Raw genomic sequence first — 10,550 nt, 5'->3', positions numbered from 1 at the left:
CCCACTCCCCCTGTCTCTTCCCCTGCGCGCTCGTCGGCAGCCTCAGATTTTTATAACAGACAGTAGCGGCATAGGGGGACAAAAGGGCACGGATCACTCTCGACCATATCCGCCCCGCCTACGGACCCAATCCGAAGACGGACAAGGACTATGCCCTGAAGGAAGTCGATCATGAGTGGACCGACGGCGGCGCATATGCGCTTCTTGGCCCGTCAGGATGCGGAAAGACAACGCTTCTCAACATCATCTCCGGTCTGCTGCAGCCTTCGCACGGGCGCATCCTGTTCGGCGGCCAGGACGTAACGATGCTATCGACGCAAGCCCGCAACATCGCGCAGGTTTTCCAGTTCCCCGTCATCTACGACACGATGACGGTCTACGACAATCTCGCTTTTCCGCTTCGCAACCGAGGTGTTTCGGAGGCCGACGTCGATCGGCGCGTTCGTGAAATTCTCGAGATGATCGATCTTGCGGACTGGGCCAAGCGCAAGGCGCAGCGGCTTACGGCCGATCAGAAACAGAAAATTTCGCTTGGCCGCGGTCTGGTGCGAAACGACGTCAACGCCATTTTGTTCGATGAACCGCTGACGGTTATCGATCCGCACATGAAATGGGTGCTGCGGTCGCAGCTGAAGCGGCTGCATAAGCAGTTCGGTTTCACGATGGTCTATGTGACCCACGACCAGACGGAGGCACTGACCTTCGCCGAGAAGGTCGTCGTCATGTATGAGGGAGAAATCGTGCAGATCGGCACGCCGACGGAACTATTCGAACGCCCGAGCCACACGTTTGTGGGTTATTTCATTGGCTCGCCGGGGATGAATGTCATGCCAGCGGAAGTTGCCGGCAATACCGTCAAGATTGGCAGTGAGACGATCAGTCTCGGCTACGCGCCGAAAACGAATGGTGCGGCCAAGGTCGAACTTGGCATCCGTCCCGAATTCATCCGCCTCGGCCGTGAAGGCATGCCCGTCTCGATTTCAAAGGTCGAGGATATCGGCAGGCAAAAGATCGTTCGCGCGCGGTTTGCGGATCAGCCGATCGCCATCGTCGTGCCGGAAGATGCGGAAATTCCCGCGGATGCGCGCGTCAGCTTCGATCCGGATGCGATCAGCATCTACGCCGGATCGTGGCGGGTCGGCAGGGAGGGCTGATCATGGAAAAGACCTGGAACAACAAGGCCTGTTTTCTCGTCCTGCCGGTATTGCTGCTCGTCGCGTTTTCGGCGGCCATTCCGCTGATGACGGTCGTGAACTATTCAGTTCAGGACACCTTCGGCAACAACGAGTTCTTTTGGGCCGGCACCGACTGGTTCGACGACATCCTGCATTCCGACCGCTTCTGGGAAGCCCTGCAGCGAAACCTGCTATTTTCCTTCATCATCCTGGCGCTTGAAATCCCGCTTGGCATCTTCATCGCGCTCAACATGCCCAAAAAGGGCATTGGCGTGCCTGTCTGCCTCGTGCTGATGGCGCTACCCCTCCTCATCCCGTGGAATGTGGTCGGCACGATCTGGCAGGTCTTCGGCCGTGTCGATATCGGCTTGCTCGGCCACAGCCTGGAAGCGATGGGGCTTGACTACAACTATGTCCGCGACCCTATTGATGCGTGGATCACGATCATCATCATGGATGTCTGGCATTGGACGAGCCTTGTCGTGCTGCTCTGCTATGCCGGTCTCGTTTCGATCCCCGAGGCGTACTATCAAGCTGCGAAGATAGACGGCGCTTCGCGCTGGTCCGTCTTCCGCTATATCCAGTTGCCGAAGATGAAGCGCGTGCTGCTGATTGCGGTGCTCCTGCGCTTCATGGACAGCTTCATGATCTATACAGAACCCTTCGTTGTCACCGGTGGTGGACCGGGCAATTCCACGACATTTCTTTCCATCGATCTCGTGAAGATGGCGGTCGGCCAGTTCGACCTCGGGCCTGCAGCCGCCATGTCGATTGTCTACTTCCTCATCATCCTGCTGCTCTCGTGGATATTCTACACGGTCATGACCAGCAGCGACGCGAATTCATGAGGAGAGGGTCATGGAAACCACGATGAAATACAAACCCGCCGGCAACTTCTCCTGGGTCGTCTCGACGATCTATATCGTCTTTCTGCTGCTGCCGATCTATTGGCTCATCAATATGAGCTTCAAGGAGAATGCCGAGATCACCGGCGCCTTCTCGCTCTGGCCGCAGAACCCGACACTCAGGAACTACAGGGTGATCTTTACCGATCCATCCTGGTACAATGGCTATATCAATTCCATCATCTACGTCGTGATGAACACGGTGATCTCGGTGCTTGCAGCGCTGCCGGCGGCCTACGCCTTCTCGCGCTACCGGTTTCTCGGCGACAAACACCTGTTCTTCTGGCTGCTGACGAACAGGATGGCACCGCCGGCCGTCTTCGCGCTTCCTTTCTTCCAGCTCTATTCGGCGTTCGGCCTCATCGACACCCATGTTGCCGTTGCTCTGGCGCATTGCCTTTTCAACGTGCCGCTGGCAGTGTGGATCCTGGAAGGCTTCATGTCGGGTGTGCCGAAGGAAATCGACGAGACTGCGTATATCGACGGCTATTCGTTCCCGCGCTTCTTCTTGAAGATCTTCATGCCGCTGATCGCAAGCGGGATCGGCGTCGCAGCCTTCTTCTGTTTCATGTTTTCGTGGGTCGAACTGCTGCTTGCCCGCACGCTGACGACCACGGCTGCAAAGCCGATCTCGGCGATCATGACACGCACCGTTTCGGCGGCCGGCATGGATTGGGGCGTGCTGGCTGCTGCCGGCGTGCTGACGATCGTGCCGGGCGCGCTGGTCATTTATTTCGTCAGGAACTACATCGCCAAGGGCTTTGCTCTTGGGCGCGTTTGAGGGAGATCGATATGAACTTTTCCTGGATGGCGTGGACGCTGCCCACGGCACTGTTCTTCCTGACGATCCTCGTGCTTTTGATCGGCATGAGCGTGTGGGAATATTTCGCGCCGGGGGGCTCGCCGCGGGTCGGCGTGCTGCGTTTCGAAACGACGCGCGGTGACCGGCTCTTCATTTCGCTGCTCGGTGCAGCATTCATTCATCTCGCATGGCTGGGCCTTGTCGGGCCCAACCTGTGGTGGGCTCTTGCCCTCGCCGTAGTCTACGCCATCGGCGTGTTCCGCTACGCGTGACGGCAGGTAATACAGATGGCCGGGGGACTGGCCGCCTGAGACGTGAAGACTGCAATCGCAAACCCTGGGAGGATACTATGCGACGGCATTTACTAGCGACAACAGCAGGCATCTTGCTGGCCATGGCGGGTTCCGCCTATGCCGGCATGGATGAGGCGAAAGCCTTTCTGGACAAGGAAGTCGGCGATCTCTCGACGATTTCCCGTGCGGACCAGGAAAAGGAAATGCAGTGGTTCGTCGATGCGGCAAAGCCTTTCGCCGGCATGGACATCAAGGTTGTCTCCGAAACGATCACAACGCACGAATATGAATCGAAGGTGCTGGCACCAGCCTTTACCGCCATCACCGGCATCAAGATCGCCCACGACCTGATCGGCGAAGGCGACGTCGTTGAAAAACTGCAGACGCAGATGCAGTCAGGCGAAAACATCTACGACGCCTACATCAACGACTCGGACCTCATCGGTACGCACTGGCGCTATCAGCAGGCACGCAGTCTGACAGACTTCATGGCGAACGAGGGAAAGGACGTCACCAATCCGAACCTCGACATCGACGACTTCATCGGCAAGTCCTTCACGACGGCGCCGGACGGCAAGCTCTATCAGCTGCCCGACCAGCAGTTCGCGAACCTCTACTGGTTCCGCTACGACTGGTTCAACGACGAGAAGAACAAGGCAGACTTCAAGGCGAAGTACGGCTACGACCTCGGCGTGCCGGTCAACTGGTCGGCCTATGAAGACATCGCTGAATTCTTCACCGGACGTGAGGTCGGTGGTAAGAAGGTCTATGGCCACATGGACTACGGCAAGAAGGATCCGTCGCTCGGCTGGCGCTTCACCGACGCCTGGCTCTCCATGGCCGGCAACGGCGACAAGGGCATTCCGAATGGCAAGCCGGTTGACGAATGGGGCATCAAGGTAGACGAAAACTCGCGTCCAGTCGGCTCTTGCGTCGCACGCGGCGGCGACACCAACGGTCCTGCAGCCGTCTATTCGATCCAGAAGTATCTGGATTGGATGAAGGCCTACGCTCCGGCGGCAGCCCAGGGCATGACCTTCTCCGAATCTGGCCCGGTTCCGTCGCAGGGTGAGATCGCTCAGCAGATGTTTACGTACACGGCCTTCACCGCCGATTTCGTGAAGCAGGGCCTGCCGGTCGTGAACGAGGACGGTACGCCGAAGTGGCGCTTCGCCCCGTCGCCGCACGGCGTCTACTGGAAGGACGGCATGAAGCTCGGGTACCAGGATGCCGGCTCCTGGACGCTGATGAAGTCGACCCCGGACGATCGTGCCAAAGCCGCCTGGCTCTATGCTCAGTTCGTCACATCGAAGACGGTCGACGTGAAGAAGAGCCACGTCGGGCTGACGTTCATTCGCGAGTCCACCATTCGTGACAAGAGCTTCACCGAACGCGCTCCGAAGCTCGGCGGTCTGGTCGAGTTCTATCGCTCGCCCGCCCGCGTGCAGTGGTCGCCGACCGGCACCAACGTGCCGGACTATCCGAAGCTCGCACAACTCTGGTGGCAGGCGATCGGCGATGCTTCTTCGGGCGCGAAGACCCCCCAGGAAGCCATGGATTCGCTTTGCGCCGAGCAGGAAAAGGTACTGCAGCGCCTGGAACGCGCCGGCGTTCAGGGCGATGTCGGCCCGAAGCTCGCCGAAGAGCAGGATCTCGAATACTGGAACAAGGATGCCGTCGCAAAGGGCAACCTCGCTCCGCAATTGAAGGTCGAGAACGAGAAAGAAAAGCCGGTAACGGTCAATTACGACGAACTGGTCAAGAGCTGGCAGTCGAACTGATCGTCATCGGGCGGGTCGGAAGAAACGAGCTTCCGGCCCGCCCTGCAATGGCCGCCGCGACCCATATGCTTCCGATACGACGCGTCATCGCAGCTTGCCGGCGGATCTCTATCAAAGCACGCCAATCGCATTTCTGACCGCCATAACGCCTTGCGTAAGCGGGCGGTACTCCAGTCCGACGCTTCCTGCGTATCCTTTGTCAAACAGCCAGTTGAGGCGGTGCGCCAGATCGATGCTGCCGGAGCCGGGTTCGTTGCGACCCGGGTGGTCTGCGACGTGGACATGAAACACGCGCGAAATCCGCTCGCCGATCACATCTTCCGTTCGTTCATCCATCACCGCCGAATGGTAGATATCGTAGACGATCCCGATTTCGGGGCGATCGATCTCGTCAGCGATGTCGAGTCCTTCGCGGGTGGATTCCAGAAAATAACCGATATGGTCGATGCGGGTGTTCAGTGGCTCGACGCCGAGGCGCACGCCCGTGCCCTTCAGGATATCGGCGCCGGCGCGCAGCGCAGCCGTCAGCGCAAGGCGCTGCTCCTGCCGCGAGCGGCCGGGGAGATAGTCACCTGCCTGTGCAATGAGGATAGGAGCGGCGAGCCTCTGGGCGACCTTTACCGACGCGGCCAGTCCCTCCAGCCACATTTGCTTGTTGGTGGCATCTGTCAACGGGATCATCGGCTCTGCCACGATGCTGGACACGGCGAGGCCGGTCTGCTTGAGGGCAGCGGAAATCGCGCCGAGATCCTTGTCCGTCCAACGCCAGAACTCGATTGCCGGCAAACCGGCCTTCCTGGCGCGGTAGATGCGGTCTTCGAAACGGTCACCGGGTTCGGCGAACAGCCATTCGACGCAGGCTGAGTACTGGCGCATGATGATTTCTCCCTTTGCCTTCGCAATGCGTCAAATACCTGCAGGCGGAAATGCGGATTTCATCGGTCGAGCAGATTTGCGGCCGCATCATGATGAACACCCGGTGCTTTTGCCCCATCCGGGAACAAGCCGCGTAATTCGGGCGTTTCCAGAGCATAATATTCAAGGGCGCTGGACAGCGAATGACCGATTTTCGAGCCGAATCCGACAGCCGCAAGACAACAAAAGCAATTGATTATATCACGACGGTCGCGCGTCGGCGCCGCGACGCTCTTTCGGTCATTCCGGGCGGCATTATCCGCAACGGGCGAAACGTCTGGCGAGCTGGCAAAGCGGACAAGGCGGCTTTTCTGGTTGACGGCGCTTCTTATTTCGCAGCGCTTGATGAGGTTCTGCGACAGGCAAGACATTCCATCTGGATCATCGGCTGGGATTTCAATCCCGATATCCGACTGAGGCCACATCAAAGCTCGGAAACGCTCGGCGAACTTCTAATGGCGCTTGCCGATGAAAATCCATGGCTGCAGATCCGGATACTGATCTGGGGCATGGGACCTGTCTATTCCGGCAAATCCTTGAAGCTTTTCAAGGAAAACGGCTTCTCCACACATCCGCAGATCAGCCTGCGTTTCGATCTGCGCCATCCTGTGCGTGGCTGCCACCATCAGAAACTGGTTTCGATCGATGACAGCATCGGTTTCCTCGGCGGTCTAGATTTGACCGCCCGGCGCTGGGATGAGCCTGATCATCGGGCCGACAATCCGCTTAGAAGGGCTCCGGACGGTGTGCCATACGATCCGGTGCATGACATACAGTCGATGGTCTCAGGCAGCGCTGCGCGGCTGATCGGCGACGTGTGCCGCCGGCGGTGGAAGCAGGCGACCGGCAAGCTGGTCGAAGTAGCGCCGCCGGGCGGCGTGTCATGGCCGCATGCGCTCCCGCCGGAATTGGAGAATGTGACGGCGGCGATTGCACTCACCGAGCCAGGATGGATCGGCAAGCGCGGGCGGTTTGAAGCCTTTCGGCTGACGCGCGATGCCATAAATGCGGCAAGGAAATACATCTATATCGAAACCCAGTATCTTGCCTCCTTCGGCGTGGCGCGGGTCATCGCGAAACGCCTCAAGGAGGCAGATGGCCCGGAGATTGCTGTTCTGGTTACGAAGAGCTCGCACGGACTGATCGAAAAGCTCGCAATGGGGCATAACCGCGACCGGCTGATCCGCAGGCTGAAGCGCATCGATCGCTATGACCGGCTGCGCGTGATGTATCCGGTGGTCCCGGACGGGAAGGGGGGCGAGCAGGAGGTTGTTATCCATTCGAAGCTAATCATCGTCGACGACCGTTTAATTCGCATCGGCTCTTCGAATCTCAACAATCGTTCGGAGGGGCTCGATACGGAGTGCGACCTGGCGATCGAGGCGGAAAGTGCTGCTCACCGGCGGGCGATAATGTCGTTTCGCCACCGGCTGATTGCCGAGCATCTCGATGCGACGAGCGAAGCTGTCAAAGAAATGGAGACGGCGAAGCGGTCCTTGCTCAATGCCATGGAGGCTCTGAACATCCGCAAGCGCGGCCTTCGCCACTTTGCGATCGATATTGCGAGAGGCGAGATATCGCCGATGATCGGAACTGCTTTCGTGGACCCCCGGCGACCTTACCGGCCGCTACAGAAGCTGCGTCTGCGCATGAGCCGACTGTTGAGAGCGATCTTCCGACGGTAGCTGTTTTGGCTTCGGAATGACGACTTCGCTGATCGCGAAGACCGGCAGGCCGATCAGCAGCGGAATCAGAAAATAAATCACCCTGAAGGCCACCAGTGCCCCTATCGAGGCGGCGCCGGGCAGGACATAGCCGACCGTGGCCTCGATGACGCCTAGACCGCCAGGCACATGGGTAACGAGGACAGCGATATTGGCAAGCACGTAGGCCGTGGCCGTCTGCACGTAGCTCGCCTGGCCCTGCACGGCCAGCATCTGATGCAGGCAGGCTGCGACGAAGATGAAATTCACCGTTCCGATGATGACCTGGCCCAATGCGAGCTTCAGGCGGGGCATTTCGAAAGACCATTTCCAAACGTGCAGCGGCGCGCGGACGATGGCGGACAGAGTGACATAGACTAAGGGCAGACTGAGACAGGCGCAGCCAAGGGCGAACAGACTGGCCGGGCCGAGTTTCAGAAGACTTGCGGCATCCTGCGGATTGATGAGCAGGGCGATGCCTGCAAGGGCCGAAAGGCCGATGCCCACGGTCACGCCGCAAAACAGGATGACCTTTGCAACTTCTTCGGCATTCAAGCCCCAGCGAGAATAGAAGCGGTAGCGCACAGCGCCACTGCTCAGCGCTGCAAAGCCAAGATTATGGCCGATCGAGAGGCTGGTGAACGAGGCAATGGCGGCCTTCGGATAGCTCAGCGGTCTGCCGGCGTAGCGCAGCGCCAGCCAGTCGAAACCGGTCAGGCAGAGGTAGGAGGCCGCCGCAAAGCAGAGGCCCCCGACAATGCGGCCTCCCGGTATCATGCCGATCGATTCCAAGACGTCGCTCAAGGTGTAACGGCTGAAGACCCTGTAGAGAAGAAAGGCCGCAAGCATCAGGCAGAAGACGAGAGCCAGATTGATAAGCACGCGTTTGATGGACATAAATGCCCCGTTTCGTTGGAGTTCCGAAGATGGAACGAAACAGGCTGAAAGCTAGTTCCCCCGGGATGAGCACATTCTCCCCCGTTCCGCCGCAATCAACCGGCGGCGAGCTGAAAATCCTGACCTACAATGTGCATAGCTGCATCGGCACCGACCGGCGGATCGAACCAGCGCGCATCGCCGATGTGATCGCGCAAACCGGCGCGGACATCATCGCGCTGCAGGAACTTGATGTCGGCCGCAAGCGCACGGGCGGAATCGACCAGGCACATGCGATCGCATCGCTCTTGAAGATGCAGGCCCACTTTCATCCGGCGCTGCATGTCGAGGAGGAGCAGTACGGCGATGCCATCCTGACGGCCATGCCGACCCGGTTGATGAAAGCCGGGCCGTTACCCTCCGTAGGCGAGATGCGCGGGGCGATATGGGTGCAGATCGAAATGGCGGGAATTCATCTGAATTTGCTGAATACGCATCTTGGCCTGCGCGGCATCGATCGGATGCGGCAGGTGACGACGCTGCTCGGCAGGGAATGGATTGGAAGCCAGAAATTCCAGGCGGCTCCGGCGATCATCTGCGGCGATCTCAATGCTGTCCCGTCATCGCCGGCTTACAAAATGCTGGCGCGGCATTTCCGCGATACGCAGCTGCTCGCCGCGCGGCGTCCCCGCCCGACCTATCCCTCCCGGCTGCCGATCCTGCGGATCGACCATATTTTCGTGTCGGACGGGATTGGCGTGACATCTGCGACGGTTGCCGCGACACCGCTCGTGCGCCGGGCCTCGGATCACCTGCCGCTGCTGGCTACCATATTGCCGGGTGCGGCAATCACGCGAAGGGAAATCTCGTTCTAAGCGGTCACTGCAAGCGGCTGCCGAAGTTAAATATTTTCAATAATTTATACAACAAAGGCCGATTTTTCTCACGAGTCGAGAAAGACTTGACGCCGCTCGTTTTATAACGCTTTAAATTATCAACCGCGACTGGGAGAGTTGCGGGGCATGTTTGCCGCTTCGACTGCGGGAGACATCGGCGGACGAGGAGGGTCTCGCCGCTTTACTTGCGAACGGGAGGAATATCATGCGCAAGTTTTTGGGCTCGGCAGCCGTTGCTGCCGTGATGATGGCAGGTACTGCGACATACGCGGCCGACGTGAAGGAAGTCCAGATGCTGCACTGGTGGACGTCCGGCGGTGAAGCGGCGGCGCTCAACGTGCTGAAGGAGGACCTCTCCAAGGAAGGCTTTGCTTGGAAGGACGTGCCGGTGGCCGGCGGTGGCGGCGATGCTGCCATGACCGCGCTCAAGGCGATGGTTGCGGCGGGTACCTATCCGACCGCCTCGCAGATGCTCGGCTATACGGTGCTTGACTACGCGCAGGCAGGTGTCATGGGCGATCTCACCGAGACCGCGACGAAGGAAGGATGGGACAAGTCTGTTCCCGCGGCTCTTCAGAAGTTCTCCGTCTATGACGGCAAATGGGTTGCTGCTCCGGTCAACGTGCACTCGGTCAACTGGCTTTGGATCAACAAGGCCGTCATGGAAAAGATCGGCGGCACGGAGCCCAAGACCTTCGACGACCTGATCGCACTGCTTGAAAAGGCCAAGGCTGCAGGCGTCATTCCGCTGGCGCTTGGTGGTCAGAACTGGCAGGAAGCGACGATGTTCGATTCGATCGTGCTCTCCACTGGCGGGCCGGAATTCTACAAGAAGGCCTTCAACGACCTCGACGAAGAGTCGTTGAAATCAGACACGATGAAGAAGTCCTTCGACAACCTTGCCAAGATCAAGGAATATGTCGACCCGAACTTCTCCGGCCGTGACTGGAACCTGGCGACCGCCATGGTAATCAAGGGCGATGCACTTGTTCAGGTCATGGGCGATTGGGCCAAGGGCGAATTCGTGGCGGCGAAGAAGACGCCGGATACCGATTTCCTTTGCTACCGCTTCCCGGGCACGGACGGCAGCGTGATCTACAACTCCGACATGTTCGGCATGTTCAATGTGCCGGACGACCGCAAGGCCGCGCAGGTCGCGCTTGCCACAGCCACGCTCTCCAAGAGCTTCCAGTCGGCCTTCAAC

The 10,550-nt window shown here is 59.1% G+C and carries 10 protein-coding genes; 8 read left to right on the top strand and 2 right to left on the bottom strand.

Annotated features, from left to right (window positions below; genetic code table 11):
• Nucleotides 1-92 precede the first annotated feature (92 nt).
• The 5 genes from C9413_RS20215 (at nt 93) to C9413_RS20195 (ending at nt 4,956) form a co-directional block, all read left to right on the top strand.
• Complete coding sequence (locus C9413_RS20215) at nt 93-1,154, top strand: ABC transporter ATP-binding protein (RefSeq protein ID WP_170250820.1); 1,062 nt, start codon at nt 93-95, stop codon at nt 1,152-1,154.
• 2 nt (nt 1,155-1,156) lie between these two features.
• A complete protein-coding gene (locus C9413_RS20210; RefSeq protein ID WP_170250819.1) occupies nt 1,157-2,023 on the top strand; it encodes a sugar ABC transporter permease in 867 nt (288 codons plus the stop codon).
• Nucleotides 2,024-2,033: 10 nt separating this feature from the next.
• The gene (locus C9413_RS20205; protein ID WP_039846212.1) at nt 2,034-2,861 is read left to right on the top strand and encodes a carbohydrate ABC transporter permease; all 828 of its coding nucleotides are present in this window, start codon (nt 2,034-2,036) and stop codon (nt 2,859-2,861) included.
• An 11-nt stretch (nt 2,862-2,872) separates the two neighbouring features.
• The gene (locus tag C9413_RS20200) at nt 2,873-3,154 is read left to right on the top strand and encodes a DUF2160 domain-containing protein (RefSeq protein ID WP_039846211.1); all 282 of its coding nucleotides are present in this window, start codon (nt 2,873-2,875) and stop codon (nt 3,152-3,154) included.
• Between the two features lie 77 nt (nt 3,155-3,231).
• Nucleotides 3,232-4,956 (top strand): ABC transporter substrate-binding protein, encoded by a 1,725-nt coding sequence (locus C9413_RS20195; RefSeq protein WP_039846210.1) that lies wholly within the window; start codon nt 3,232-3,234, stop codon nt 4,954-4,956.
• A 111-nt stretch (nt 4,957-5,067) separates the two neighbouring features.
• Here C9413_RS20195 and C9413_RS20190 read toward each other — a convergent pair whose 3' ends face one another.
• Nucleotides 5,068-5,832: a TIM barrel protein gene (locus C9413_RS20190; RefSeq protein WP_039846209.1), complete on the bottom strand. Its 765-nt coding sequence runs from the start codon at nt 5,830-5,832 to the stop codon at nt 5,068-5,070.
• Between the two features lie 182 nt (nt 5,833-6,014).
• Between C9413_RS20190 and C9413_RS20185 the strand changes: the two genes are divergently transcribed.
• Nucleotides 6,015-7,556: a phospholipase D-like domain-containing protein gene (locus C9413_RS20185; protein WP_170250818.1), complete on the top strand. Its 1,542-nt coding sequence runs from the start codon at nt 6,015-6,017 to the stop codon at nt 7,554-7,556.
• On the opposite strand, the gene C9413_RS20180 is transcribed toward C9413_RS20185, so the two are convergent.
• Nucleotides 7,500-8,471 (bottom strand): lysylphosphatidylglycerol synthase domain-containing protein, encoded by a 972-nt coding sequence (locus tag C9413_RS20180; RefSeq protein ID WP_039846207.1) that lies wholly within the window; start codon nt 8,469-8,471, stop codon nt 7,500-7,502. The two genes, C9413_RS20185 and C9413_RS20180, sit on opposite strands and share 57 nt — an antisense overlap.
• 65 nt (nt 8,472-8,536) lie before the next feature.
• Between C9413_RS20180 and C9413_RS20175 the strand changes: the two genes are divergently transcribed.
• On the top strand, nt 8,537-9,325 hold the full coding sequence (locus C9413_RS20175) for an endonuclease/exonuclease/phosphatase family protein (RefSeq protein ID WP_052451614.1): 789 nt from the start codon (nt 8,537-8,539) through the stop codon (nt 9,323-9,325).
• A gap of 226 nt (nt 9,326-9,551) precedes the next feature.
• Nucleotides 9,552-10,550: ABC transporter substrate-binding protein (locus tag C9413_RS20170; protein ID WP_170250817.1), on the top strand; the 999-nt coding region annotated here is incomplete at its 3' end.

The sequence above is a fragment of the Rhizobium sp. SEMIA 4085 genome (assembly GCF_013004495.1).
GTDB lineage: Bacteria > Pseudomonadota > Alphaproteobacteria > Rhizobiales > Rhizobiaceae > Rhizobium > Rhizobium gallicum.
This window is presented reverse-complemented; position numbering and strand designations above follow the sequence as displayed.

What these genes read in the sequence shown, in the direction of transcription:
- C9413_RS20185 (WP_170250818.1), top strand. Translation starts at nt 6,015, where the DNA reads ATGACCGATTTTCGAGCCGAATCCGACAGCCGCAAGACAACAAAAGCA.
- C9413_RS20210 (WP_170250819.1), top strand. Translation starts at nt 1,157, where the DNA reads ATGGAAAAGACCTGGAACAACAAGGCCTGTTTTCTCGTCCTGCCGGTA.
- C9413_RS20190 (WP_039846209.1), bottom strand. Translation starts at nt 5,832, where the DNA reads ATGCGCCAGTACTCAGCCTGCGTCGAATGGCTGTTCGCCGAACCCGGT.
- C9413_RS20205 (WP_039846212.1), top strand. Translation starts at nt 2,034, where the DNA reads ATGGAAACCACGATGAAATACAAACCCGCCGGCAACTTCTCCTGGGTC.
- C9413_RS20195 (WP_039846210.1), top strand. Translation starts at nt 3,232, where the DNA reads ATGCGACGGCATTTACTAGCGACAACAGCAGGCATCTTGCTGGCCATG.
- C9413_RS20175 (WP_052451614.1), top strand. Translation starts at nt 8,537, where the DNA reads ATGAGCACATTCTCCCCCGTTCCGCCGCAATCAACCGGCGGCGAGCTG.
- C9413_RS20200 (WP_039846211.1), top strand. Translation starts at nt 2,873, where the DNA reads ATGAACTTTTCCTGGATGGCGTGGACGCTGCCCACGGCACTGTTCTTC.
- C9413_RS20180 (WP_039846207.1), bottom strand. Translation starts at nt 8,471, where the DNA reads ATGTCCATCAAACGCGTGCTTATCAATCTGGCTCTCGTCTTCTGCCTG.